This window comes from Stutzerimonas azotifigens (genome assembly GCF_013522725.1).
Lineage (GTDB): Bacteria > Pseudomonadota > Gammaproteobacteria > Pseudomonadales > Pseudomonadaceae > Stutzerimonas > Stutzerimonas azotifigens_A.
The window spans coordinates 351509-376094 of sequence record NZ_JAAMRF010000003.1; the positions used below are offsets into that span (position 1 = coordinate 351509).

The following is a 24586-nucleotide window of genomic DNA, read 5'->3' on the forward strand; positions in this document are numbered from 1 at the left end:
GCCGACCGTGTATTACGAAATTCGATCAACTTTTTCGGTCGTGGGGGTGTCACAAAACGTGACCTTCAGCGAGGCGGACTATGTGGCCCATTCAGACAAGCGACCTCGCTCGAGCCTGCCCCAGGCCGCATGACGTCGGCCTGTTGCTGCTGCTCGCGATGCTGGCGGGCTGTGACGGCCAGCAGTCCGCCTTGAACCCTGCAGGTGCCGGGGCGCAGAGCATCGCAACACTGTTCTGGTGGATGGCCGGCGGTGCCTTGTTGATCTGGACGGTGGTGATGGGCATCGCCCTTTACGCCACCCAGGCGCACCCCGAGGCCCACGGCATTCGCAGCGCCCGCTGGCTGATCATCGGGGGCGGAATCATCTTCCCGGTGGTGGTGCTGACCGGCCTGCTGATCTACGGGCTGATGCTGATGCCGCAGTTGCGCCCGTCCGAGAATGTCGCCCTGCGGATCGAGGTTTCCGGTGAGCAGTGGTGGTGGCGGGTGCGCTACCTGCGCGAGGCGGGCGAGGCGATCGAGCTGGCCAACGAAATCCGTCTGCCGGTTGGTGAGCGGGTCGCCTTCCGTCTCACCAGCCCGGACGTGATCCATTCGTTCTGGATCCCGTCGCTCGGCGGCAAGGTCGACATGATCCCCGGACGCACCAACGAGCTGGTGCTGGAGCCGACGCGCACTGGAACGTTCCGCGGCGTCTGTGCCGAATACTGCGGGACTTCCCATGCGCTGATGAAGCTTGTGGTGGTGGTGATGCCGCGAGACGAGTTCGACCGATGGCTCGCCGAACAGGCCGAGCCGGCGCAAGCGCCGACGTCCGAACTGCAGCAGGCGGGCCAGTTGGCGTTTCTCGCCAACGGTTGCGGCGCCTGCCATCAGGTCCGTGGCACCGAGGCTGACGGCGCCGTCGGGCCTGATCTGACCCACGTTGGCGGTCGCCTGAGCCTCGCAGCCGGAACGCTGCCCGCCGATGTCGAAGCGTTCCAGCGCTGGATCGGCCACACCGGCGCGATCAAGCCGGACGTAAGGATGCCGGCCTTCGGCATGCTGCCCGAGGCACAGCTGAACGCCATGGCGCACTACCTGAGCGGATTGAAATGAGCGAGTCCATGGACCACGACCCGCAGGAGGAAGCTCGCACCAAGGCGCAGGCTGAACGCCTCGCTGCCGCCTGGAAAACACCCACCGGCTGGCGCTACTGGTCGGCGGTGAACAATACCGAGGTCGGGCTCTGGTACACCGGCGTAGCCTTTCTGTTCTTTCTCTTCGCCGGCGTGCTGGCGATGCTGATCCGCGCCCAGCTGGCGGTGCCGGACAACGACCTGCTGTCCGCCGAAACCTATAACCAGGTCTTCACCCTGCACGGCTCGGTGATGATGTTCCTCTTCGGTGTGCCGATCTTCGAAGCCTTCTCCATTCTCATCCTGCCGCAGATGCTCGGCGCGCGGGACTTGCCGTTTCCAAGGCTGTCGGCCTACGGTTTCTGGTGTTTCATCATCGGTGGCGTGTTCGTCTGCGGCTCGATCTTCTTCGGCGTCGCGCCCCAGGGCGGCTGGTTCATGTATCCGCCGCTGACCACCACCTATCAGGACGGTCTCGGTGCGGATATCTGGCTGCTCGGGCTGTCGTTCATCGAGGTCTCGTCGCTGGCGGCGGCGGTGGAGTTGATCGTCGGCGTGCTGAAGACGCGGCCGCCAGGGATGCGCATCAACCTGATTCCGCTTTACTCGTGGTACATCCTGGTGGTGGCGGGGATGATCCTGTTCGCCTTCCCGCCGCTGATTGCCGGCGATCTGCTATTCGAACTGGAACGCGCCTTCGACTGGCCGTTCTTCGACCACACCCGCGGAGGCGATCCGCTGCTGTGGCAGCATCTGTTCTGGATCTTCGGTCATCCCGAGGTCTACATCATCTTCCTGCCGGCCGTGGCGCTGGTGGCGACCATCGTACCCACTGCCGCTCAGCGACCCATCGTCGGCTACAGCTTCATCGTGCTGGCTGCGGTCGGCACCGGCTTCATCAGCTTCGGGCTTTGGGTGCATCACATGTTCACCACGGGCATGCCGGGCATCTCGCTGGCCTTCTTCTCGGCGGCCTCCGAGGCAGTGGCGATTCCCACCGGGGTCCAGATCTTCTGCTTCCTCGCGACGGCGCTGGCGGGACGCTTCGTCAAATCGGTGCCGATGCTGTTCATCGCCGGCGCGCTGGCGATCTTCGTTCTCGGTGGTCTGACCGGGGTGATGGTGGCGCTGGCGCCGTTCGATTTCCAGGCGCACGACACCTACTTCATCGTGGCCCACCTGCACTACGTGCTGATCGGCGGCATGCTGTTTCCGGTGATCGCCGCTCTCTACTACTTCTACCCGCTGGTGCGTAGCAAGACGCTGTCGGATCGCCTCGGACGGATCGCCTTCTGGCTGATGTTCATCGGGTTCAACATCGCCTTCCTGCCGATGCACTTCACCGGTCTGTTGGGCATGCCGCGGCGCGTCTACACCTATGCGCCGGGGATGGGGTTCGATGTGCTCAACATGGTCTCGACGGTTGGCGCCTTCGTCCTCGCCGCTGGCGTCGCGCTACTGGTCTGGGATGTGCTGCGGCCCAAAGGAAGGCAGCCTTACAGCAAGCGCAACCCATGGAATGCCGGCACCCTCGAATGGCTCGCCGAGATACCGGGCAAGTCCTGGGGCGTGCGCTCGATCCCGATCATCAAGAGCCGCTATCCGCTCTGGGATCAGCCCAGCCTGACTCGCGATGTCGATGCCGGGCGCTTCTATCTGCCGGACGCCGAGGAGGGCAAGCGCGAAACGCTGATCAGCAGCATCATCGATGCAGAACCGGTCCAGTGCCTGCGCGTGCCGGGTCCGACGTTCCTCAGTATGTGGGCGGCGATTTTCACCGGAGGCCTGTTCATTTTTGCCACTTACAGCTGGTATGTCGCCGCGCTGATCAGTGGCGGCCTCGCCCTGATCACCATCCTCGTCTGGCTATGGACCGGCACCGCGCTGATTCCGGAAAAGGCGCACAAGGATATCGGCCTGAACGTGACGGTGCCGCTCTACGCCTCGGGTGCCAAGTCGGTGGGCTGGTGGGCGACGTTCATCACCATGATCGGCGACATGAGCGCATTCGGCAGTCTGGTGTTCGGCTACTTCTTCTTCTGGACCGTGCATGACGATTTCCCGCCTCTCGATGGCGCAGGGCCTGGTGTGTTCTGGCCAGTGCTCGCGCTGATCCTGATCATCGCGTCCTGGGGCCTGACGCTACTGGCCCGGCGCTGCAACGTCCGTGACCGGGCGGCCGGCTTCTACCTTGCGCTGGGGTTGGCGGCGGCCTGCACTCTGGCGGGCGCCTACTCACTCTGGGCCGGCCCGCATTTCAGCGGCCTCGACCCGACCCGCGACGTTTACCCCGCCACGGTCTGGGTGCTGGTGCTCTGGTGCCTGCTGCACCTGGCTCTCGGCCTGATCATGCAGCTCTACTGCCTGGCGCGCCGTGCCGCCGGGCGCATGACCGCCGCGCACGACATCGACATCCGCAATGTCGCGCTGTTCTGGCATTTCATGCTCATCACCGTCGGGGTGACCGTCGCGGTCATCGCCGGCTTCCCGGAGGTCGCATGAGCGAGCAGACACGGCCGATCGAGCAACAGGCGCCCGAAGCGCCGCCGGAAGAGCGCGACACGCTCTGGCTGCTCACGTTCAGCCCGACCATTTGGGCGGTGCACTTCCTGTTGTCCTACACGGCGACGGCCGTGTGGTGCGCGAAGGTGGCGGGGCGTGGCGGTGAGCTGGGGGATGTTCGCATCGGCATCGGTGTGCTGACCCTGGTCGCGCTTGTCGGCATCGCACTGACCGGCTGGCGCGGCTGGCGCCTGCACAGCTTCGGCCATGCGACGGCACCGCACGATTTCGACACGCCGGGTGATCGCCATCGTTTTCTCGGCTTCTCGACCCTGCTGCTCAGCGGCCTGAGCTTCGTCGCGACGATATTCGTGGCGTTGTGCGTTGTCTTCATCAGGAGCTGCGCATGATCTGGCGTCCACTGTCTCTGGTGCTCGGCCTGGGTACGCTGATTGCGGTGTGGCTCGGCCCGCTGCCCGCCATGGCCGATCAGCTGTTCGTCGGGCACATGCTCATGCACGTGATGGTGGTTGCGGTCGCAGCGCCCTTGCTGGCAATCGGGATCGCCGGTGGCCGGCTCGATATGTCGGACCGAATGCCCATCGTGTTTTCCCCGATTCTGGCCTCGGTCATCGAGCTGTTCGTGGTCTGGGCCTGGCACGTCCCGGCACTTCATCACGCGGCACGAACCTCCCAGGCGACACAGTTGCTGGAGCAGGGCAGCTATCTGTTCGTCGGACTGCTGGTGTGGCTCGCGGCGTTCGGCGGCGTTCGGCACAGACGCGCACTGGCCGGTATCGCCGGTTTGCTGCTGACCTCGATGCACATGACCCTGTTGGGCGTGCTGCTGACGATGGCGAGCCGACCGCTGTTCGAACACACCGGATCGGCCCTGTCGAGCCTGAGCCCACTCGAGGACCAGCAAATGGGAGGCATCATCATGTTGGCATTCGGCGGCACGTCTTACCTGATCGGTGGGCTGTACCTGCTCGCCGGCCTGCTACAGGACAAGCGCGATGCCATTTCGGTCAGCTAGGCGAAGGCTGCAGCGAGGCTGGGCGTCGCTGCGCCGCTGGCTGAGCTGGCTGACGGGCGGCTCCTGGATGCGCGTGCTCGTGGCCATTGCGCTGATGGGAGCGCTCGCCGGGCTGGGCGGCTTTACCCTGGTTTCTCTGGGGTTGGTGTCGGTAAGCGCCAGCTCCGGACACTGGCCTGCCACCGCCTGGGTCCTTCATTACGCGATGCGCCGAGCAGTGAATACCCAGTCGATGGGCATCAGGGTGCCGCCGCTGGACGATCCGGCGCTGGTGCTCAAGGGGGCCGGGCATTACCACACCGGTTGTGTCGCCTGCCATGGTGGGCCAGGGCAGCGACAATCGCTGATCGCCCGGCAGATGACGCCCGAACCGCCGTTCCTGCCGTCGCGGATAGCGCACTGGGAACCGCAGGAGCTGTTCTGGATCGTGCGCAACGGCGTCAAATTCACCGCCATGCCGTCCTGGCCGGCACGGCAGCGCGAAGATGAGGTCTGGGCCCTGGTGGCGTTTCTCCGGGCAATGCCGACGATGTCGAGCGAGCGCTACCGGCAACTGGCGCTGGGGGAGCGTGCCGGGGAAACCGCCAAGCCGGTGACTCCCGATCACCTGCGCCCTCTGCAGGATCCGCTGGGCCCGGTATTGACCAACTGCAACCGCTGTCATGCGGCCGATGGCGGTGGCCGTGGTGAAGGCGCCTTTCCAAGGTTGGCCGGGCAGAGCGAGGCTTATCTGCTGGGTACGCTGCAGGCATACGCCAAGGGCGAGCGCCATAGCGGCATCATGCAGCCGATCGCCGCGGGGCTCGAACCGGAGGTGCTGCAAGCCTTGGCGAGCCACTACGCCCAACTGCCAGCCGTCAGCCGAACGGGCGCGCCCATGCCCAGATCCGCCACGCTCGCCGAGGGCCAGGCACTGGCCGAACGCGGCGTGCCGGAGCGCGGCGTCCCTTCCTGCGCGCATTGCCATGGCCCGAAATCCAGCCCGCGCAACCCCATGTATCCCACTATTGCCGGGCAGTACGCCGGCTACCTGAAGCAGCAACTGGAGCTGTTCACTGTCGGCCAACGTGGCGGCAGCGAATACGCGCACGTCATGCACAGCGCCGCCCAGCGTTTGACCCCCGAGCAGATGCAGGCGCTCGCCGATTACTACGCATCGCTACCCGCGCAGTCCGCGCCGGCGCTGGCTGAGCCATCGCCGGCGTCGTCACCCAACAGTGGAGGTGACTGATGTTCGACAAGGTCGTGGAGATCGTTTCAGCGTTCGGCTACCTGGGGGTCTTTGCGCTGATGTTGCTGGAGAACATCTTCCCGCCCATTCCGTCGGAGCTGATCATGCCGCTGGCCGGCTTCGTCGCTGCTCGCGGCGAGCTGAACTTCGCCGGGGTGATGGCGGCCGGCACGGCCGGTTCGGTGGTCGGCGCGCTGCCCTGGTATTACGCCGGTGCCAAGCTCGGCAAAGAGCGCATGAAGCGCTTGGCCAAGCGCTGGGGCTATTGGCTGACGATGTCGCCCGAGGACATCGACAAGGCGAGCGGCTGGTTCGATCGGCACGGGAAGGGGGCGGTGTTTTTTGGTCGTTTGATCCCGGCGGTACGCACCCTGATCTCGGTGCCGGCGGGTATCGTCGGGATGCCGATGCTCCTGTTCCTGGCCTATTCGACGCTGGGTTCGCTGATCTGGACGGCGCTGTTGGCGCTGTCGGGCTTTGTGCTCGAGTCGCAGTACGAAAAGGTCTCGCAGTACCTCGACCCGATCTCCACCGGGGTGGTGGTGTCGATGGTGGTCTACTACCTGTACCGGCTGGCCCGTCAGCGCTTTGCCGGGCGCCGCTAGGAAAGGGACAGGCGCCACCGAGTCACGCGGTGACGCCTGTTGTGTTCAGCCAGGCGACTGTCGATATCCGGCCCAGAGCGTGGCCTGCCCTCGGTCTGCGGGTCGTCTGGCCTGCTTCTGGTGAGTCAGAGGCGCTTCAGGCGCCCATTACCTGGCGGATGTCGCGCGCCAGTTCCTCGACCCGCTCCAGCTCGGTGTCCCAGGAGCACATGAAGCGAGCCCCGCCGGCACCGATGAAGGTATAGAAGCGCCAGCCGCGTGCGCGCAGGGCTTCGATCGCGGGCTCGGACAGTTGCAGGAACACGCCGTTGGCCTCCACCGGGAACATCAGCTCGACGCCCGGCACGTCGGCCACGAGCTCCGCCAGGCGGCGGGCGCAGCCGTTGGCATTACCCGCATGGCGCAGCCAGGCATCGTCCTGCAGCACGCCGACCCAGGGCGCGGAGAGGTAGCGCATCTTGGACGCCAGCTGGCCGGCCTGCTTGCAGCGGTAGTCGAAGTCCTCGGCCAGTTTGCGGTCGAAGAACAGGATCGCCTCGCCCACGGCCATGCCGTTCTTGGTGCCGCCGAAGCAGAGCACGTCGACGCCGGCTTTCCACGTCAGCTCGGCCGGGCTGCAGCCGAGCGATTCGCAGGCGTTGGCGAAGCGTGCGCCGTCCATGTGCAGGTGCAGGCCGAGTTCGCGGCAGGTCTGGCTGATGGCTTGCAGTTCGGCCGGGCGGTAGACGGTGCCGACTTCGGTGGCCTGGGTCAGGCTGACGACCCGCGGCTTGGGGAAGTGGATGTCCTGGCGCTTGAGCGCCACCTCGCGGATGGCCTCCGGGGTCAGCTTGCCCTGTTCGGTTCGGGCCAGCAGCAGCTTGGAGCCGTTGGAGAAGAATTCCGGTGCGCCGCATTCGTCGGTCTCGACGTGAGCGGTGTCGCCACAGATGACGCTGTGGTAGCTCTGGCACAGGGACGCCAAGGCGAGGGAGTTGGCCGCCGTGCCATTGAAGGCGAAGAACACCTCGCAATCCGTTTCGAACAACCGGCGGAAGTGATCGGCGGCCCGCGCCGTCCAGCTGTCTTCGCCGTAGGCGCGCTGGTGGCCCTGGTTGGCTTCGGCCATGGCAGCCCAGGCCTCGGGGCAGATGCCTGCGTAGTTGTCGCTGGCGAATTGCTGGGTGGTGTCGGTCATGGGGGTATTTCCTTGTTCGGCAACGCGGCCGGCGCATGGCGGCCGTGTTTTCAGTCGGGCTTCAATTCAAATGGTACCTGCGCCTGAGCCCGGCGTGTTGTCCGACGGCTGCGACAGTATCGCCGGCCTAGGCGCTGTCACACCGTCTACGCCGTGCGTTGCGCGGGCCGCTGAACGTCCCCGGTGCAGGATCTGTCGAAGCTTTCAACCCCACCGTGGATGCCGTCCATGTCCCTGACCCGGCTGTCCCTGCCGCTCCATGACCCGCAAGCGCCGGCCTACCTGTGACGAAGCCTGATGCGGTGATCGTCGGGGCAGGTATCGCCGGGCTGTCCTGCGCGGTGCGGCTGGCCGAGGCCGGGCTCGCGGTCAGCGTTTTCGAGGCATCCGAGGTGCCCGGCGGACGGGCGCGCAGCTGGAGCGATCCGGTGATGGGCGACAGCGTCGACATCGGTCCGCACATCCTGCTCAACAAGTACGCCAACATGTGCGCCCTGCTCGAACGCCTGGGCACGGCGGACCAGGTGCTGTGGCAGACCGAAGAGCTGCTGACGGTGTTCGATCGGGGCCGCTCGATGCATTTCAAGGTCGGCGGCCTGCCCGCGCCGCTGCATTTCGTTCGCAACCTGCCGCGCATTCTGCCCAGCGTGCCGCTGCACCATCTGCTCAGCAACACGCGGCTGGCCTGGCAGACGCTGCGCAGTACGGGGCCGGAGCTGATGAAGCTGGACGCGATCACCGGCCGTGAGCACCTGCGGCGCTGCGGGGTGAGCGACTTCTTCATCGACTGGTTCTGGGCCGCGGCGGCGATGGCCGTTCTCGCGGTGCCGGTCGAGCGCTGCTCGGCGGCCTCGCTGATGCGCCTGCTGGGTCAGGCCCTCGGCCACAACGACATCGCCTTCGGCATGCCGAAGGTCGGGCTCAGCGATCTTTATGCGTGGCCAGCGATCGAGTTCATCCGGCGTCATGGTGGCGACGTGCGGCTGGGTAGCGGCGTGACCGGGTTCCTGCGCGGGCAGGGACGGGTGACCGGTATACGTCTGGGCGATGGAACCGAGGTTGAGGCGCCGGCCGTGGTGCTGGCCGTACCGCCGACCGCCATCGCGCCGTTGCTGCCGGCCGACCACGCGTTGGCGCGGACGGCCCGGCTGTTCCAGCCCAGCCCCTACATCAGCTGCTACCTGTGGTTCGACCGGCCGATAACCGACGCGCGGTTCTGGGCGCGGCCCTGGTGCCCGGAGGGGTACAACACCGATTTCTACAACCTGAGCAACATCCGCCCGGCGACCCGGGGCGGCGCGCTGATCGCCAGCAATATCATCTGGAGCGGGCGGGTCGAGGCGCTCTCCGACGAGGCCATCATCGAGGCCACCCGGCGCGAAATCACCGACTTCGCGCCACAGGCGCAGCACGCGCAGTTGCTCTCGGCCTCGGTGCATCGGATACCGATGGCCATCCCGGCCGCGTTTCCCGGCACCGAGACGGCGCGACCGCAAACGGCGGTGGAGCAGGGCCTATGGCTTGCCGGCGACTGGGTGGACACGGCGCTGCCGTACTGCATGGAGAGCGCCACGCGCGCCGGCGCGCTGGCCGCCGAGGGCGTGCTCGCCGAGCGGGGCCTGTACCGGCGCTTGGCGCTACCGCCGCCGAGGCCGGGTGGCCTGGGTCGCTGGTTGCGCTCCGGTCAGGAGGGTGAGGATTTCTGAAGCGAGGTCAGATGCCGAACGAGGCCTGCAGGTCGCGCACCCGCAGGCTGAACATCGGCGTTCTGCCGTGCAGGAAGGCCAACGGACCGGTGGCGGCGAAATCCCAGCTGGCACGGCCGGTCACCAGGCGCCCACGACCGCGGCAGCGGGTGCGCAAGAGGCCGCAATCGTTCTGCTGGATCACGAAGCCACTGGCGCTCGGTTGCCCCGGCAGGCTCATGTTCGGGGCGAAGCTGACCGAGGCCACCGGTTGGCCGTCGGTGCTCAGCCGAGCGGCGAAGCCTTTCTCGTCGGCATGCGGCTCGCTGACGAAGTCGCCCAGTTGTTTGGGAATGGACCAAAGCTCGCGGCCTCCGGTGGCCGAGCGCTCGTCATCGACCCATATATGCGTCACGGTCCCGGTGGGCGCCAGCATGCCGTGGCGTCGTACCGCCACCACCACGGCCAGCTCGTTGTAGGCCAGCGTGCCGCCGGGCAGATACGCCGCCCAGATCGTCAGCACCAGCGCGGTGTCGCCTAGGGTGACGTAGTCCAGCCCTTTCGGGACCGGTGGCAGGTCGCGTGCCGGCACCCGCCAGGCCGACGCGCAGGCGGTGCCGGTCAGGTGCCAGGGGGCTTGAGGAAAGCGGGTTTCGTCGTGTGTGTCCATGAAGCATGGACGCCGCACGGCCCGGCGGGTTCCGAATCACCGGCCGGTCGTCCGTCTTTTTTCCGGCGGCACCGGGTATCCGGCTGTGGCTCGACTTGGTGAGCATCCGGCACTGTCCGGGCGGGCTGCGGCCTTGGCGCCGCTAGCATGAGCCCGGGGCAACGTGGCGGGTGGCCAGGTTCCAGGTACCGCTTGTCGGCTGATCGGCCCTGGGAAACCTCATCGGCGCGCCGGTATTGAAGTTCCTCCACGCACCGCCGAAGAACAGTTACTTTGATCAGTTTGCCGATGATGGCACTATGCCTTCTGATCCTCCGTTGTCTGGCGTCGACCGCCTGGGAGTTGCTTGTGAACATACCGCTGCCTCGCTGTCGTGCATGGCTGCTGCCCGCCCTGCTGTGGCTCGGGTGGGGCTCTGAGGTCATTGCCGAGCCGGCGATCCGTGTGATCACCGAGGAGCTGCCGCCCTACAACATGACGGTGGACGGCCAGCTCACCGGCCTGTCCACCGAAGTGGTCCGCGCGGTACTGGAAGAAGCCGGCGTCGAGGCCAGCATTCAATCGATGCCCTGGGCGCGTGCCTATGACATCGCGCTCAACGCAAAAAACGTTCTGATCTACTCGATCGCCCGCACGCCCCAGCGCGAAGCGCTGTTCAAATGGGTCGGCAGCCTCGCCTCGACCGACTGGTACCTGTTTTCCCTGCCGGGTCGGCAGTTCAACCTCAAGAGTCTCGAGGATGCGCGCCAGTACCAGATCGCCACGGTCAAGCAAGACGTCGGCGAGCAGTATCTGACCGCCAGGGGGTTCGTCATCGGACGCAATCTGCAGTCGAGCAACAGGTACGAGCACAACTACGAGAAGCTCAAGGCCGGCCGCGTCGATCTCTGGATCTCTAACGAGCTGAACGCCCACTACCTGGTGCGCCAGGCGACCGGTAATCCGGCCGAGGTGGCCGTTGCCCAATTGGCGATCGGAGACCTGGGTGGCGCCGATGGCTTGAACATGGCCTTCAGCCGCGATACGCCCGATGAGCTGGTCGAGCGTGTCCGCCAGGCACTGGAACGCGTCCGTGCCGATGGACGCTACGACGCTATCGCGCGCAAGTGGCTCTAGATGGGCCGTCCCGAACCGCTGGATCGCGCCGCGTCCTCTCCCGCCCCGCTCAGGCAATCGCTTGGCCGACGCCTGGTGCTCGCGACGCTGGGTTTCTGCCTGTTATTCACCGTGCTGGCCGTGGGCGTGCGCAGCTGGTTTGCCTGGGGAAACGCGCAGTACGCGATGGAGTCGGAGCTGACGCTGATCGACCAGGTGTTTCGCAACACGTTATCCAAGGCGATCTGGGAAATGGACAGCGAGGCCCTGACGGACCAGCTCGACAGCGTTTCCAGGGCGGCGCCCGTCGGCCGCGTGGAGCTGCAACTGCCGCGTACCGGCCGCGAGCCTGAGATCCTGACGCGCTCGAGTGGCCAGAACCTGGCTACGCAGCGGGCACCGACGCTCTCGCGAACGCTCATCTACGAGCCTTATCCGGGGGCGCGCGAAGTCGTGGGGCGGCTCATTCTGGAAGGCAGCGAAAGCCTGCTCTGGGAGCGGCTTTACCACCAGTTGATCGATATCGTCGTGACCCAGCTGATCCAGTCGCTGCTGCTGGCCGGGTTGATCATGTGGATGTTCAACCAGACCGTGACGGTACATGTTCGCGTCATCGCCCGGCACTTGGCGCAGCTGTCGCCGGCGAGCCTCGGCAAGCGCCTACGGCTGGAGCGCTCGGCCCGCCGCCAGGATGAGCTGAGCCTGCTGGAGGCTGGCATCAACAAACTGCAGGCCAAGCTCTCGACCTACCTGGAGCGGCAACGCCAGGACGAGCTCGATCTCGCCGCGCACCGCGACCGGCTCGCCGAGCTGGTGCAGGAGCGCACCGCGGAACTCAGGGCCGCCAACGCCCGACTCGAAGAGCTCAGTCGCAGCGACCCACTGACCGGCCTGGCCAACAGACGGCAGTTCGACGAACTCAAGGATGTGGAATTTCGCCGTGCCCAGCGCCTGAACCAGCCCCTGACGGTGTTGATGTGCGACGTCGACCACTTCAAGCGCTACAACGATACCCACGGTCATGCCGCGGGAGACCGCTGCCTTAAGGTCGTGGCCGAAACGCTGACATCCACCTTTGGCCGCGCGGGCGAGTTGGTGGCGCGCCTGGGGGGCGAGGAGTTCGTGGTGCTCCTGCCGGGCTCCGATCAGGACAGCGCCATGCGGGCTGCCGAGCACGTGCAGCAGAGACTGGCCGAGCGAGCGCTGTCCCATGGCGACTCCCCGGTGGCGCCGCATGTGACCCTGAGCATCGGGCTGGCCGCGTTCGATGCCGAAACCATGGACCGTTTCGACCTTTTGCTGCACCGTGCCGATGAGGCCCTCTACCGGGCCAAGGCGCAGGGCCGCAACCGGGTCGCCGACTAGGATGCCAAGCCCCTCATGACTTCGTCACCGAACATCTTGTGTGTCGCCCTGTTGCTGCTCTGCCTCGCGCCCAGCGTGTGGGCCGACAGTATCCGCGTGGTCACCGAAGACGGCTCCTTCGTCTACCTGCGCCAGGGCAAGGTCGCCGGCCCTGCGACCGAAGTGGTCGAGGCGACCCTCGCGCATGCCGGCCTGGACGACTACCGCATCGGCCTGTACCCCTGGGCGCGGGCCTACGACAGCGCGTTGCGCGAGCCCAACGTGCTGATCTATCTGATTGCCCGCACCGACGAGCGCGAGGCCCTGTTCCACTGGGTCGGGGAAATCCTGCGGATCGACTATCACCTGTATCGGCTACCCGCGCGCGAGGATATCCAGGTCGATGAGCTGGGCCAGGCAAAACCGTACCGTATTGGCGTGCCGCGTGAAGATGTCCGGTACCGCTACCTGCAGGGCGAGGGGTTTGCCAAGCTGGTGGTGAGCGCCTCGAGCGCGGACAGCATCAAGCTGTTGTTCAACGGCCAGGTCGACCTGGTGCCGCTGTCGGAGCGGGCGGTGGAGCTGTACTGCGACGAGGCCGGGCTCGCCAGGAACTGCCTCGAGCGCGTCTTCACCCTCAACTTGGCGACGGGCCTGTACATGGCCTACAGCCTGCAAACCGACGAAGACGTGGTGCTGCGTACCCTCGCAGCGTTCGAGCACCTGCACGCCGAGGGCCTGGTGGCCCGGACGATGTCGCCGGTGCGGTAAAAGTCCCCTCTCTACGGCCACTGGCGATTCTGGCAAAGCGGCCGGCAGCCGCTACGCTCAGTGTTGCGAGCCCGTATTCCCCGAGCGCTGCCGGTGTGAGTGGCCGCTGCTCGGGAGGCGCTTTAAAAAAACAACAACAACGGCCATCCGCGAGGTGGCCCCCGCCGAGGTGAGTGCCTTATGAACTCCGTATCCTTGTCTATTGGTGCCGCGCTGGCACTGGCCGCCGGTCTTGTCGCCGCCCAGCAGCCCACCAGTGACGAAGCGCTCGAACGCATGCGTGCGATGAAGACCACCGGACAATCGCTCGACATGGAAACCGTGCCGCAGACCGGGCCGACCGCCGATGCGATCCGTGCCAACCTCGAGCGCGTCCGCTTGCCCGAAGGCTTTCGCATCGACCTGTACGCGGTCGTGCCCGGCGCCCGCCACATGGCGGTCGGGCCGTCCAGCGGGGTGGTCTTCGTCGGCACCCGCAAGACCGACCTGTGGGCGGTGAGCGATCGCACCAAGAACCGCACCGCCGACGAGGTCAAGCGCTTCGCCCCGGCGATCAGCTTCACCCAGCCCGGCCCCTGTTTCAGCCCGGACGGCTTCCTCTTCGTCGCCGAACACAACCGCGTACTGGTGTTTCCCGCAGCCGAGTTCTTCTATGAGGGGCCGGACGTGGCGGCCGACATCGTGGTGCCGACCGGCGAGCTGATTCCCCGCGAAGAGGAAAGCTACAACCATGGCGCCCGGGTCTGTGCGGTGGGGCCAGACAATCGCCTGACGATTTCCCTGGGGCAACCCCATAACGTGCCACCGCGCGACAAGCTCGAGCTCTACCGCACCCACGGCATCGGCGGCATCGTGCGCATGGAGCGAGACGGCAGCAAGCGCGAGGTCTACGCCACCGGCGTGCGCAATTCGGTAGGCATTACCTATCATCCGACGACCAAGGAACTCTGGTTCACCGACAACCAGGTCGACGGCATGGGCGACGATGTACCAGCCGGTGAGATCAACCATGCGCCGCAAGCCGGCATGCAGTTCGGCATGCCCTGGTTCGGCGGTGGCTCGACGCGTACCACCGAATACGCCGACGACACGCCGCCCGAGGGGCTGACGCCGCCGGTAGTGGAAACCGTGGCCCACGCGGCCGACATGGGGCTGACTTTCTACGCCGGCAAGATGTTTCCAGAGCAGTACCGCGGCGGGCTGTTCAGTGCCCAGCGGGGCAGCTGGAACCGCACCGTGCCTGCGGGCGCGCGGGTGATGTTCACGCCTTTCGCCGCCGACGGCAGCGGTCCCTCGGGCGAGACCATTCCCTTCGCCGAAGGCTGGCTGGACGAAGGGACGGGTGAGTATTTCGGGCGCATCGTCGATGTGGCGCAGCTCAAGGACGGCTCGCTGCTGGTCAGCGACGACACCGCTGGCGCCATCTACCGCATCTCCTACTCGGCTCCGAATTGATGGGCGCGATGGGCGTTTCCACCGTTCAGGGACTGGGAGGTCGGAGCATGACGAGATCAGGGCTGCGCCGATTCGGCGTACTGGTGCTGGCGATGGCGTTCGTCGGCGGCGGGGTGCAGGCGGCCGATCGTTCGGCCGGCAAGGCCAAGGCCCGCGTATGCGTGGCCTGCCACGGCCTGGATGGGCTGAGCAAGCTGCCCGATGCACCGAACCTTGCCGGCAATTCCGAGCTTTATCTGCGTACCCAATTGACGGCCTACCGCGCCGGCGAGCGGCAGCATCCGCAGATGAGCATCATCGCCAAGGGATTGAGCGACGAGGACATCGCCGATCTGACGGCCTGGTATTCGGCGATCAAGGTGACCGTCGAGCTTCCCGAATAGCGCAGACGAAAAAGCCCCGGCGAAGGGTCGCCGGGGCTGTCGTTGCCGCAGGGCAGGTTTACTGCAACATCGCGATGACGCGGTTGCGCAGCTCCGGATCGTTCTGGATGGCCTCGTTGATGGCGTTGTACTCGTCGACGCTCAGGTCATTGCTCTCGACAGTGTTCATCATTTTCTCGTTGGCTTCCTGCTGCAACTGCTGGGCTTCGGCCGGGTCGCCGGTGCTTTCCAGGCGGGCAGTGAACTCCTCGCGGATCTGCATGATCTCGCCGAGCGAGTCGGCAAAGCTCTCCAGCTTCTCTTCGCTGATGTTGGCGGCCTGCATGGCGGGGGCCGGCTGGGCGGCCGGTGGCTGTGCTCCGCTGGTCTGGGCCGAGACCTGGGACGCACCCACGGCCATGAACAAAGCGAGCAAGCTGGCCGATGCGATACGGGTGGTGAGCATGGTCATCTGGATTCCTTCGGTTGCTGAAGTGACGGTTGGACTGAAGCAGATGCCGTGCCAGCTGCTGGGTGCTTATATAAGCACTTGATATATAAAGATTTTAACTCAAGACGGCATGAGCCTTGGACCTCGGCTGGGCAATGCCGTATGGTGCCAATATGGCACATGTAGCAATTTGGCAAGGCCTTTCGGGCCTGCGCGGCGCCCTCGTCCTCAAGGTGGTCCTGCCCCTGGTAGCGATCATGATCGGCTTCAGCTCACTGCTGTTGTGGACGGTCGAGCGCAACAGCGAACGGCGTCTGCAGGCTGAGGTTGAACTGGTGGCCAGGGCGGTGCGACTGCCACTCAGCGCGAGCCTGGAAAACGATCAGGATGGCAGCCTGCAACAGGTACTCGAATCGGTGCTGGGCGTCGGCCGCGTGTACGGCGCCTATGTCTACGACCGCGACGGCAAGCTGGTCGCCTCCGCCGGTGCCGTGGAGCCCGATCCGGACGAAGCCGCCATCCAGGAGCTTACCGCCGATGGCAAGCGTACCGGCAGCTATCAGCGGATTCGCGGGCACGAGGTCTATTCCTATTTCGTACCGCTCGAGCAGAGCGGCGGGCAGATCAACGGCATGCTCCAGGTCACGCGCCGCTGGGGCGACTTCGAGCACGACATCCGCCGGTTGCGCCTGAGTGCGGCGGGCCTGACCGGCCTGTTCGCGGGCGTGCTGGTCGCGGTGATACTGCTCGGCCACTGGGCGGCGATCGGCAAGCACCTCCAGCAACTGACCTTGAGCATGGCCCGGGTCGGGCGTGGCGATCGCTCCCACCGCGTGCCGCCGGCGGGGCCTGCGGAGCTGGTCGTACTCAGCCGCGCCTTGAACGGCATGCTCGACGGCATCGCCGAGGCCGAACGGCGGATGGGCGAGCAGAAAACCCGCGAGTTGGAGCTGGAAGCGCAACTGCAACGCAGCCAGCAACTGGCTGCGGTCGGCCGGCTGGCCGCGGGTGTTGCGCACGAGCTGGGCAGCCCCTTGAGCGTGATCGATGGCAAGGCTCAGCGCGTCTTGCGTGACGAGCATCTTGACGAACCCCAGCGCCGCGGCTTGCTGCAGATACGCGCCCAGGTGCAGCGCCTGAGCGACATCGTGCGGCAACTGCTGGACTTCGGCCGCGCGGCCGGCCGCCCGCTGCGACGCATGCCGGCCGAAGTGCTGGTGCATTCGGCGGCTGCGGCGGTCGCCGACGAGCTGGCGGCATTGCAGGTGAAGCTGGAGCTGCAGGGCCCGGGCGAGTCGCTGCAATGCCGGGTCGATCCGCCGCGCTTCGAGCAGGCACTGACCAATCTGTTGCGCAACGCCGCCCAGGCGAGCCCCGGCGGGCGGGTGCTCCTGCGCTGGTGGCGCGACGGCGAGCAGCTGGTGCTGCAGGTCGAGGATGACGGGCCGGGCGTGGACGAGGCGCACCGCAGCACCCTGTTCGAACCCTTTTTTACCACCAAGCCGGTCGGCGAGGGCAGCGGTCTGGGGCTGGCCGTCGCCCATGGGGTGGTTTCCGAAAGCGGCGGGCGCATCGAGCTGGTCACCGGCCAGCTGCCCGGTGCGGCCTTTCGGATAACCCTGGCGCTGGCCGCAGAGGAGCCTGACGATGCAAAAGGATGACACGACGCCCGAACGGGTGCTGGTGGTCGAGGATGACCAGGACCTGCGCCAGCTGCTGGTCGAGGAGCTGGAAGACCGCGGCCTGATGGTGCAATCGGTGAGCAGTGCCGAGCAGGCGCTGCCGCTGCTCGAAAGCTGGGAGCCGGATCTGGTGGTCAGCGACCTGCGCCTGCCCGGCGCCGATGGCATGGCCCTGCTCAGGCGGGTGCGCGGCATGCAGGCGGCACCGGCGTTCCTGGTGGTGACCGCCTTTGGCAGCATCCAGCAGGCGGTGGCCGCCCTGAAGGAGGGCGCCGACGAGTTCCTGACCAAGCCGCTGGATCTGGATCATCTGGGCCTTGCCGTCGCGCGTGCGCTGGAAACGCGCCGGTTGCGCGGCGAGGTGCGGCGCTTCCGGCAGCTGCTCAGCGACGACCGCTTCCACGGCATGCTCGGGCGCAGTCGGGTGATGCGCAGCCTGTTCGACCAGATTCGCCAGCTGGCGCGGGCCGCCGGTCCGGTGCTGGTGATCGGCGAGAGCGGCACCGGCAAGGAACTGGTGGCGCGCGCCATCCATGCCGAGAGCGATCGGGCGCAGCGGCCGTTCCTGGCGATCAACTGCGCGGGGCTGCCGGCCGAGCTGCTCGAAAGCGAGTTCTTCGGCCATGTCGCTGGCGCCTTTACCGGCGCCAGCCGCGCCCACAAGGGCCTGTTCCAGCAGGCCGATGGCGGCACTCTGTTCCTCGACGAGATCGGCGAGATGCCCATGCCCCTGCAGGCCAAGCTGTTGCGCGTGTTGCAGGAAGGCACCATCCGCCCGGTAGGCGCCGAGCGTGAACTCAGCGTGGACGTGCGGATCATCGCCGCCAGCAACCGCGCGCTGGAAACCGAGGCCGGGCGCGAATCCTTCCGCGAGGATCTGTTCTTTCGCCTGGAGACCTTCCTGCTGCAGGTGCCGCCACTGCGCGAGCGCGAGGACGACCGAGAACTGTTGGCCGCCGGCTTCGTCGCCCATTTCGCGGCGCGTGACGGCCGGCCGGTACGCGGACTGTCCCGCGCGGCGCTCGAGCAGCTGCAGCGCTATCCGTTTCCCGGCAACGTGCGTGAGCTGCAGAACGCCATCGAGCGGGCCGTGACCTTCTGCCATGGCCGCACCCTGGAACTCGAACACCTGCCCGCGCGGATCGCCGGCTACAAGGAGGAGGCCGCCTCGGGCGCCGCCGAGGAACTGCTGGGTCAGTTGATCGACGGCCCTTTGCTGCCCACCCTCGAGGAGCTGGAGATGCGCTACATCCGCCATGTCCTGGCCCTGGTGGACGGCAACAAGCGCCGTGCAGCGGCCCTGCTCGGCATTGGTCGACGCACCCTCTATCGACGGCTCGGGGAGCAGGAACAGGACGACGCCTGACCGCAGCCGCTAGCCCCCGGCGCGCTGCGGTGCGGGGCGTTCCCGGTACTGGCGAGCGGACCATTCGCCCAGTTCGTCCAGTGACCGGGGCGGCGAAATCAGATAACCCTGCAGCAGGTCGCAGCCGGCACCGAGCAGCGCCGCCTGCATGGCTAGACTGTCGACGCCCTCGGCAGTGACCCTTTTGCCCTGGGCCTGGCAGAAGGCGACGATCGCCGCCAGGCCTTCGTGCAGCTCCGGCTGGGTCAGGCGCTTGACGATGGCCATGTCCAGCTTGATGGTGTCGGCGGGGTATTCGAGCATCTGCTGGATCGAGGTGTAGCCGACGCCGAAGTCGTCGATGGCCACGCGAAAGCCGGCGGCGCGAATCGCCTGCACCACGTCCATGGTGCAGCTGCTGAGCTCGGCGGCGTAGGTCTCGGTCAGTTCGATCTCGATTCGCTCGGGCGCAATGCCGTGATGGCGGGCGCGCTCGATCAGGCAGTGGCAGATGCGTCGGTCGTTGAGCTGCGCCGACGACACGTTGATCGCCAGCACCACGTCCTCGCCGAACAGCCTGGCCAGTTCGGCGTAGCTACCCATGGCCTTGTCCACCACCCAGGCGTCGATCTTGGCGAACAGGCCGGCGCGCTCGGCAATCGGGATGAACTCGGCGGGCGAGACCACGCCGAGCTCCGGCGAATGCCAGCGCAGCAGCGCCTCGCAGGTCACCACGCGCCCCTGGCCATCGATCGCCGGCATGTAGGTCAGTGCCAGCTCACGGTCGCCGTGGAGCTGGCGCAGTTGCTCCTCTATCGCGCGGATGCGCTCGTCACGCTGCTCCAACTGGGCGGAGAAGGGCACCGCGACGTTCTTGCCTTCGGCCTTGGCCTGGTACATCGCGGTGTCGGCGCGGGTCAGCAGCTGGGTGATCGAGCCGGCATCTTCCGGATAGCGCGCGGTGCCGATGCTCACGCTGACCGGATAGGTACGCCCGTCGAGCCTGAAACCGCCGCGTGAAAGGCCGACCAGCGCACTGGTCAGTGCCGGCAGCGTGTTGTCCTGTGTCGGCGCCTTGAGCAGAATCGCGAATTCGTCTCCCGAGAGCCGCGCGAAGGTGGTTTCGGTGCCCGGATGGTGGCGCTGGTGCATCTGCAGCACATCGCCCACGCGAACGGCGAAGGCCCTGAGCAGGGCATCACCGGCGTCGTGGCCATGCTGGTCGTTGACCTGCTTGAAGTTATCCAGGTCCATGAACAGTAGGGCCAGCTGCCCGCCGTGGAGGCTGCATTGCTCGAACATCGCGGTGGCGAGCACGCCGAAGTGGGCACGGTTGCTGATGCGCGTGAGGGTATCGGTCCAGGAAATCTCCTGAATGCGTTGCAGCGCCGTGGTGTTGCGGTCGTGCAGGGTCTTCATGTTGACGGTCAGGCGGCCTATCTCACCGCCTTCACTCGGTTCGTCGAGCGCGTCGCGACGGTGCAGCAGCAGGTCGGTGAGCTGGGCGTCCAGGCGGCAGATCGGCGCGGTGACGTAGCGGCGAATCAGCCACAGCAGCAGGCCGATCGAGGCCAGGCACATCAGTGCGCTGCCGAACAGGAAGGCCAGGCGCAGTCCCTGCAGGCGCTGAGCCAGATAGTCGGGGCTGGGGACCAGTCGCGCGTGCAGCGAGCGCGTCAGCCCGACCTGGGCGGTGAGTTCGGCGCTGCGCGGGTCGAAACGATCGGCGATCTCCAAGGCCGCGCCGTACTCCGCTTCAAGGCGTTGCTTGAGGGTGAGGAAGTGGTCCGGGCGCACGGCCAACTGCAATGCGAACGCGTCCTGGCGCTGGCTCGGCAGGGGCCTGCTGGAGGAGGCCGGCAGGATGAAGTCGGTATGCAGCAGCAACGGGCCGCCGACCGCCTCGGCCAGGTAGATCATCTTCCCGGTCGCAGGCGATCGGCGTGCCTCGGCGATCACCTGCTGTTGGGCAGCACCGAGGGTGGAAAACGGCGAGAGGCTGCTTTCGAAGTAATAGGCCGGTTGGCCGTCGGGCTGCACGATCGCGAACGAAACGAACGACAGCGTGGTGTTGGACAGCGAACGGATGCTCTGCTGGATGCGCAAGCCCAGGGTCTCGTTGCGGTAGCTGATATCCGACTCGCGCAGAAACAGCAGCAGTGATTCGCTGTTGCTGATGGCGTAAAGCACGCTGCGGTTGAAGGCCTGGTAGTCGGAAAAGGCCGATTTGAGTACCGCCAACTGCTGGTCCAGGCGCGCCTGTTCCAGGCCGACCAGGGACGCTCGCTGGGTCAGGTAGGCGGCGCTTGCCGCCAGCAGCTGGACGATCAGGATGACCGGAAAGATCACCAGCAGTGCACGTTTACCGAGCGTCATGAGCATTGATCAGGGCGCTGATGATACGGCGGCGTGTCTGCGTTGACTCCAGCGGACGCGCTTCATAGACCTGGCTGCGTTGCAGCACGGGCGTGGATGGGTAAATGGAGCGGTCTTCCCGCAGGCGTTCGGGCAACAGTGAATACGCCGCGTCGTTGGGTGTCGCGACACCGAGCGCCTCGGCATTGAGCGCTGCAATCTCCGGCTCGGCGAGAAACGCCAGGAAACGGTAGGCCAGTTCCTTGTTGGGTGTCCGCGAAGGCACCGAGAAACAGTCGGTCCACAGCAGGGTGCCTTCTTTCGGTACGACGTAGCGCCAGGGCTTGCCTTCGACGCCGTCCACTTCGTTGAGCACGTGCTGATCGCCGCTGAAGGCGAGTGCCATGTCGGCGTGCTCCAGGTACCGCTGCGCCTTGAGCGAGGTGATGGCGTACTCATAGGTGAGCACCGCCGGCGCCTGCGCCTGGAGCATCTCGAAGGCGGCCTTGAGGGCGTCGTTGTCAGCCGTGTTGATGGACTGACCCAGGTAGATCAAGGGGCCTGCGAGGATGTCTTCGTGGTCCTCGATCATGATCACGTGGGGCCTGGTCACTGCTGGCCGCAGCAGGTCGGCCCAGGAGTCGGGCGCGACAGCGAGACGGTCGGCGCGATAGGCGATCCCCATGGTGCCCCACAGGTAGGGAACGCTGTAAGGGCCGCACCGATCGCGCCAGGGCGACGCCAGGTGTTTGAGGTTGGGGAGGTTTTTTTCGCTGATGGCATCAAACATGCCGCGTGCGCCGAAACGTTCGGAGCTGACCCGTTCGGTGAGTACCAGGTCGATGTGGTGGTCGGGCCTTGCGAGGATCTCGTCGCGCTTGTCACTGGTGTCGAAGTAGATCTGCTCGATCGCGACGCCAGTCCTGGCTTGCCAGCGCTCGATCACCTCCGCGCTGAGATAGTCCTCCCAGGTGAGCAGGGTCAGGTGCTGAGCCGCGGCAGCCATCGTCGACAACGGCGCGCTCGACAGGAGTACGGCCACGCAGGCGCGTCGCAGCGCGCGGGGCAAGAAGCGTATGGGAGTCATCGAGAGTCCGATCGGGTCGGCGCCGCCCTCTCGATCGTGGTGGGATCGATTCCGGAGTGCGGGTGCCGTTGAGGCCTGTGTGCGTGAGCGCGAGATCCCTATCGGCCGGCCATCACTGCGCTTGAATACCGTGCGTCACCTCGGCAGATGAGCAGGGCGTGGCGCAGCGATGGCACTTTAATGGCGTCAACAGGACACCATCAATGTTTTTCTCGTGTTACAGGCCGCTTGTCGATCAGCGGAGCGTCGCCGGATGGCCGCGGCCCCGGGGCCGTGGCTGTGCCTGCAACCAGGGCGAAAGCAGGCGGGTGGACAGCGGAATGAAGAGGTAGGTCATCAAGGGCGTCAGCGCCAGTGTGGTGACCAGGATTCGAGCCACCAGGGACAGGTTGCTCAGCGCACCGCCGAACAGCAGATTGAACAGCAACGAGACGGGAAAGAACGCCAGCCAGATCGCCACGCTCTGCTTCCAGCGCGGCGGCCGTACGTCGCCCGAACCGAACCAGGCATCCAGACCGCGGGCGCGATGTTCGTGGGGTTGGGCGAACAGGCCATCGCCACGCTGCAGCCAGGCACGGCGGGAGGCCGAATGCTCCCAGGCATCCATGGTCCGCTCGTCACTGAAGCGAAACACCATCTGGAATTCATCGTCGCCGGGCGGCGGTGCCAGAACGCCCGAGCCGAGGTAGCCGGGGAAGTCGGCGGCCAGCTGTTCGCCTTCGTGCAGCCAGGCGAGGAAGTCGTGGTAACGGCCGTCGCGTACGCGGCGAGCCACCATCAGAGTGACGGGTTCGGTAGACATCGTGTATCTCCAGGGCATCTGGCCGGTGGTCCGGGTAGGACGTTCGGCGTCACGCAGCGCCGGGGTGGTGGGCTGCGGTCAATGTCACGCAAGGATCGTTCCGTCTTCGTCAGACCACGCCAGGCCCCGCAAGGTCGGCGTATCCCGAAAACGATGGCGCACTATACGGACAATCGCTGCACTGGGAAGAGGCATCGCACCGGTTTGGCGCGACTGCCTCACTCGCTCTCGGGCTGCTCGGCGGGAGTGATTTTCAGCAGGCGGCCTTCGGCGCTGTCGGTGAGCAAGTAGAGCGCGCCGTCCGGGCCGACGCGGACGTCGCGGATGCGCTCGTCGAGTTCCTCGAACAGCGCCTCCTGCTCCACTACCTCACCGTCGGCCAGGCGTACCCGGCGCACCTGCTTGGCCACCAGCGCGGCGCTGAACAGGTCGCCTTGCCAGTCGGGGAACAGCGTGCCGTCGTAGATCGCCAGGGCGCTCGGCGCGATGGATGGCGTCCAGTGCAGCAGGGGCGGTTCGGTGTCCGGCAGGTTCTGGTAGGGCGTGATCTGGGCTCCGGTGTAGTCGACGCCGAAGCTCGCCAGCGGCCAGCCATAGTTGCGTCCGGCCTGGATCAGGTTGATCTCGTCGCCGCCGCGAGGGCCGTGCTCGTTGATGTACAAGCGCTGGTTCTGGCGGTCGTAGGCGATGCCCTGGACGTTGCGGTGCCCGTAGCTGTAGACCTCGTTGGCCATGCCGGTACGGCCGTAGAAGGGATTGTCTTCGGGCGCTGTGCCCTCGCGGGTCAGGCGCACCAGCTTGCCCAGGTGGTTATCCAGGTTCTGCGCTTCTTCGCGATAGTCGAAACCGTCGCCCAGGGTCAGGACCAGTGTCTTGTCCGGCAGGAAGGCGATGCGCCCGCCGAAGTGCGAACCGCCGGCCTTGGTCGGGTAGGCGCTGAACAGTGTCTGCACGTCCTCCAGGCGACCGTCCACCAGCCTGCCGCGGGCCAGACGCGTGTTGTTGGCCTGCTCGCGTCCATAGGCGTAAGTCAGGTAAACCCAGGGCGTCTTGTCGAAATCCGGGTCCAGCGCGACGTCCATCAGCCCGGCCTGAACATCCTGATAACCGCTGGGCGTGCCGGCTACCGGCTGCTCCTGCAAGGTGCCGTCCGCCTCGATCAGTCGCAGCCGGCCGACACGCTCGGTGACCAGCATTCGTCCGTCCGGCAGGAACGCCAGGGACCAAGGGTACTGCAGCCCCTCGGCCAGCGTTTCGATCCGGTAGTCGACGGCATGTGCCGGCCCGCCGACGAGCAGGGCGGTGGCGCAGAGCAGCGAGGCCAGGCGTCGCGAGCGGAGCATGGGCATGGGGACTCTCATGGGCGGGGCCGCAGCAGGGTGGCGAACAGCAGGCCACCGAAGGCGCCGCTGAGCATCATCGCGGCGGTGCCGGTCGAGGTGCGGGTCGCGGCGATCAGGGTCGGCATCGGCGCGAAGGCGTCGGCGACCTGAAACGCAAGGAACAAGCCGACACCGCCGGCAAGGAAATACACCGGCAAGCGCCAGGCCGGCAGAAAGCGCGAGATGAGCGCGGCAATCGGCAGCGCGAACAGGAGTGTCACGCCAACGATGGTGGCGTAGACCGGCGCAAAGCCGAGCAAGTCCTGGCTGGTGGCGCGCATCCGCACCGGCAGGCTGATCTGGGCGCCGAGCGATTGCAGGGCCGCCAGGTTGAACTGGGTCTGGGTGATCGAGCCGATCGCCGTGGCGAAAGCCACAGCCAGGGCAAAGGTTAGAATGATGCGCAGCTTGGCAATCATGCTTGGGTTC

At 66.3% G+C, this 24586-nt stretch carries 22 protein-coding genes; 14 read left to right on the forward strand and 8 right to left on the reverse strand.

Annotated elements, in window-relative coordinates; all coding sequences use genetic code 11:
* Positions 1-80 precede the first annotated feature (80 nt).
* From coxB to G7026_RS07535, 6 genes are all read left to right on the forward strand, one after another.
* Complete coding sequence (gene coxB, locus G7026_RS07510) at positions 81-1100, forward strand: cytochrome c oxidase subunit II (protein ID WP_181070130.1); 1020 nt, start codon at positions 81-83, stop codon at positions 1098-1100.
* The gene (ctaD, locus tag G7026_RS07515; protein ID WP_181070131.1) at positions 1097-3622 is read left to right on the forward strand and encodes a cytochrome c oxidase subunit I; all 2526 of its coding nucleotides are present in this window, start codon (positions 1097-1099) and stop codon (positions 3620-3622) included. The genes coxB and ctaD overlap by 4 nt, the downstream gene beginning before the upstream one ends.
* Positions 3619-4032 (forward strand): hypothetical protein, encoded by a 414-nt coding sequence (locus G7026_RS07520; RefSeq protein ID WP_181070132.1) that lies wholly within the window; start codon positions 3619-3621, stop codon positions 4030-4032. The genes ctaD and G7026_RS07520 overlap by 4 nt, the downstream gene beginning before the upstream one ends.
* Entirely contained in the window at positions 4029-4658 is a 630-nt protein-coding gene (locus G7026_RS07525) for a cytochrome c oxidase assembly protein (RefSeq protein ID WP_181070133.1), read from the forward strand. Before G7026_RS07520 ends, G7026_RS07525 begins: the two co-directional genes overlap by 4 nt.
* A gap of 67 nt (positions 4659-4725) precedes the next feature.
* Positions 4726-5889, forward strand: a complete 1164-nt coding sequence (locus tag G7026_RS07530) for a c-type cytochrome (RefSeq protein WP_181070134.1) — start codon at positions 4726-4728, stop codon at positions 5887-5889.
* Positions 5889-6494: a DedA family protein gene (locus tag G7026_RS07535; RefSeq protein WP_181070135.1), complete on the forward strand. Its 606-nt coding sequence runs from the start codon at positions 5889-5891 to the stop codon at positions 6492-6494. Before G7026_RS07530 ends, G7026_RS07535 begins: the two co-directional genes overlap by 1 nt.
* Before the next feature lie 136 nt (positions 6495-6630).
* Here the strand turns inward: G7026_RS07535 and G7026_RS07540 are convergent, their stop codons facing one another.
* The gene (locus G7026_RS07540) at positions 6631-7671 is read right to left on the reverse strand and encodes a threonine aldolase family protein (RefSeq protein WP_181070136.1); all 1041 of its coding nucleotides are present in this window, start codon (positions 7669-7671) and stop codon (positions 6631-6633) included.
* Between the two features lie 284 nt (positions 7672-7955).
* Here G7026_RS07540 and G7026_RS07545 point away from each other — a divergent pair, with 284 nt between their 5' ends.
* Positions 7956-9377 carry a hydroxysqualene dehydroxylase gene (locus G7026_RS07545; protein WP_181070137.1) on the forward strand — a complete coding sequence of 474 codons (1422 nt, stop codon included), beginning with the start codon at positions 7956-7958 and terminating at the stop codon, positions 9375-9377.
* A gap of 7 nt (positions 9378-9384) precedes the next feature.
* Here the strand turns inward: G7026_RS07545 and G7026_RS07550 are convergent, their stop codons facing one another.
* Positions 9385-10026 carry an acetoacetate decarboxylase family protein gene (locus G7026_RS07550; RefSeq protein WP_181070138.1) on the reverse strand — a complete coding sequence of 214 codons (642 nt, stop codon included), beginning with the start codon at positions 10024-10026 and terminating at the stop codon, positions 9385-9387.
* Between the two features lie 348 nt (positions 10027-10374).
* On the opposite strand from G7026_RS07550, the gene G7026_RS07555 reads away from it, so the two are divergent.
* From G7026_RS07555 to G7026_RS07575, 5 genes are all read left to right on the forward strand, one after another.
* Positions 10375-11142, forward strand: coding sequence for a substrate-binding periplasmic protein (locus G7026_RS07555; RefSeq protein WP_375138189.1), 768 nt, complete (start codon positions 10375-10377; stop codon positions 11140-11142).
* Positions 11143-12486, forward strand: a complete 1344-nt coding sequence (locus tag G7026_RS07560) for a diguanylate cyclase domain-containing protein (RefSeq protein ID WP_181070139.1) — start codon at positions 11143-11145, stop codon at positions 12484-12486. It begins immediately after the preceding gene.
* Between the two features lie 15 nt (positions 12487-12501).
* On the forward strand, positions 12502-13236 hold the full coding sequence (locus tag G7026_RS07565; protein WP_181070140.1) for a substrate-binding periplasmic protein: 735 nt from the start codon (positions 12502-12504) through the stop codon (positions 13234-13236).
* Between the two features lie 180 nt (positions 13237-13416).
* Positions 13417-14691, forward strand: coding sequence for a PQQ-dependent sugar dehydrogenase (locus tag G7026_RS07570; RefSeq protein ID WP_181070141.1), 1275 nt, complete (start codon positions 13417-13419; stop codon positions 14689-14691).
* A 47-nt stretch (positions 14692-14738) separates the two neighbouring features.
* Entirely contained in the window at positions 14739-15074 is a 336-nt protein-coding gene (locus G7026_RS07575) for a c-type cytochrome (RefSeq protein WP_181070142.1), read from the forward strand.
* Between the two features lie 58 nt (positions 15075-15132).
* Here the strand turns inward: G7026_RS07575 and G7026_RS07580 are convergent, their stop codons facing one another.
* Entirely contained in the window at positions 15133-15525 is a 393-nt protein-coding gene (locus G7026_RS07580; RefSeq protein WP_181070143.1) for a DUF4168 domain-containing protein, read from the reverse strand.
* A 152-nt stretch (positions 15526-15677) separates the two neighbouring features.
* Between G7026_RS07580 and G7026_RS07585 the strand changes: the two genes are divergently transcribed.
* Both G7026_RS07585 and G7026_RS07590 read left to right on the forward strand, forming a co-directional pair.
* Positions 15678-17165 (forward strand): ATP-binding protein, encoded by a 1488-nt coding sequence (locus G7026_RS07585; protein WP_181070144.1) that lies wholly within the window; start codon positions 15678-15680, stop codon positions 17163-17165.
* Positions 17152-18552, forward strand: a complete 1401-nt coding sequence (locus G7026_RS07590) for a sigma-54-dependent transcriptional regulator (RefSeq protein ID WP_181070145.1) — start codon at positions 17152-17154, stop codon at positions 18550-18552. The genes G7026_RS07585 and G7026_RS07590 overlap by 14 nt, the downstream gene beginning before the upstream one ends.
* 9 nt (positions 18553-18561) lie before the next feature.
* On the opposite strand, the gene G7026_RS07595 is transcribed toward G7026_RS07590, so the two are convergent.
* The 5 genes from G7026_RS07595 to G7026_RS07615 all read right to left on the reverse strand — a co-directional run bounded on the left by G7026_RS07595 (position 18562) and on the right by G7026_RS07615 (position 24576).
* Positions 18562-20907 (reverse strand): putative bifunctional diguanylate cyclase/phosphodiesterase, encoded by a 2346-nt coding sequence (locus tag G7026_RS07595; protein WP_181070146.1) that lies wholly within the window; start codon positions 20905-20907, stop codon positions 18562-18564.
* The gene (locus tag G7026_RS07600; RefSeq protein WP_181070147.1) at positions 20894-21973 is read right to left on the reverse strand and encodes a polyamine ABC transporter substrate-binding protein; all 1080 of its coding nucleotides are present in this window, start codon (positions 21971-21973) and stop codon (positions 20894-20896) included. The genes G7026_RS07595 and G7026_RS07600 overlap by 14 nt, the downstream gene beginning before the upstream one ends.
* 235 nt (positions 21974-22208) lie before the next feature.
* Complete coding sequence (locus tag G7026_RS07605; protein WP_181070148.1) at positions 22209-22775, reverse strand: antibiotic biosynthesis monooxygenase; 567 nt, start codon at positions 22773-22775, stop codon at positions 22209-22211.
* A 218-nt stretch (positions 22776-22993) separates the two neighbouring features.
* On the reverse strand, positions 22994-24118 hold the full coding sequence (locus G7026_RS07610; RefSeq protein ID WP_181070348.1) for a PQQ-dependent sugar dehydrogenase: 1125 nt from the start codon (positions 24116-24118) through the stop codon (positions 22994-22996).
* A gap of 14 nt (positions 24119-24132) precedes the next feature.
* Positions 24133-24576, reverse strand: coding sequence for a hypothetical protein (locus G7026_RS07615; RefSeq protein ID WP_181070149.1), 444 nt, complete (start codon positions 24574-24576; stop codon positions 24133-24135).
* Positions 24577-24586: the final 10 nt, after the last annotated feature.

Excerpts from the sequence above, each read along its gene's own strand:
- coxB (WP_181070130.1), top strand. The coding sequence starts at position 81 with ATGTGGCCCATTCAGACAAGCGACCTCGCTCGAGCCTGCCCCAGGCCG.
- ctaD (WP_181070131.1), top strand. The coding sequence starts at position 1,097 with ATGAGCGAGTCCATGGACCACGACCCGCAGGAGGAAGCTCGCACCAAG.
- G7026_RS07520 (WP_181070132.1), top strand. The coding sequence starts at position 3,619 with ATGAGCGAGCAGACACGGCCGATCGAGCAACAGGCGCCCGAAGCGCCG.
- G7026_RS07525 (WP_181070133.1), top strand. The coding sequence starts at position 4,029 with ATGATCTGGCGTCCACTGTCTCTGGTGCTCGGCCTGGGTACGCTGATT.
- G7026_RS07530 (WP_181070134.1), top strand. The coding sequence starts at position 4,726 with ATGCGCGTGCTCGTGGCCATTGCGCTGATGGGAGCGCTCGCCGGGCTG.
- G7026_RS07535 (WP_181070135.1), top strand. The coding sequence starts at position 5,889 with ATGTTCGACAAGGTCGTGGAGATCGTTTCAGCGTTCGGCTACCTGGGG.
- G7026_RS07540 (WP_181070136.1), bottom strand. The coding sequence starts at position 7,671 with ATGACCGACACCACCCAGCAATTCGCCAGCGACAACTACGCAGGCATC.
- G7026_RS07550 (WP_181070138.1), bottom strand. The coding sequence starts at position 10,026 with ATGGACACACACGACGAAACCCGCTTTCCTCAAGCCCCCTGGCACCTG.
- G7026_RS07560 (WP_181070139.1), top strand. The coding sequence starts at position 11,143 with ATGGGCCGTCCCGAACCGCTGGATCGCGCCGCGTCCTCTCCCGCCCCG.
- G7026_RS07565 (WP_181070140.1), top strand. The coding sequence starts at position 12,502 with ATGACTTCGTCACCGAACATCTTGTGTGTCGCCCTGTTGCTGCTCTGC.
- G7026_RS07570 (WP_181070141.1), top strand. The coding sequence starts at position 13,417 with ATGAACTCCGTATCCTTGTCTATTGGTGCCGCGCTGGCACTGGCCGCC.
- G7026_RS07575 (WP_181070142.1), top strand. The coding sequence starts at position 14,739 with ATGACGAGATCAGGGCTGCGCCGATTCGGCGTACTGGTGCTGGCGATG.
- G7026_RS07580 (WP_181070143.1), bottom strand. The coding sequence starts at position 15,525 with ATGACCATGCTCACCACCCGTATCGCATCGGCCAGCTTGCTCGCTTTG.
- G7026_RS07585 (WP_181070144.1), top strand. The coding sequence starts at position 15,678 with ATGGCACATGTAGCAATTTGGCAAGGCCTTTCGGGCCTGCGCGGCGCC.
- G7026_RS07590 (WP_181070145.1), top strand. The coding sequence starts at position 17,152 with ATGCAAAAGGATGACACGACGCCCGAACGGGTGCTGGTGGTCGAGGAT.
- G7026_RS07595 (WP_181070146.1), bottom strand. The coding sequence starts at position 20,907 with ATGACGCTCGGTAAACGTGCACTGCTGGTGATCTTTCCGGTCATCCTG.
- G7026_RS07600 (WP_181070147.1), bottom strand. The coding sequence starts at position 21,973 with ATGACTCCCATACGCTTCTTGCCCCGCGCGCTGCGACGCGCCTGCGTG.
- G7026_RS07605 (WP_181070148.1), bottom strand. The coding sequence starts at position 22,775 with ATGTCTACCGAACCCGTCACTCTGATGGTGGCTCGCCGCGTACGCGAC.
- G7026_RS07610 (WP_181070348.1), bottom strand. The coding sequence starts at position 24,118 with ATGCTCCGCTCGCGACGCCTGGCCTCGCTGCTCTGCGCCACCGCCCTG.
- G7026_RS07615 (WP_181070149.1), bottom strand. The coding sequence starts at position 24,576 with ATGATTGCCAAGCTGCGCATCATTCTAACCTTTGCCCTGGCTGTGGCT.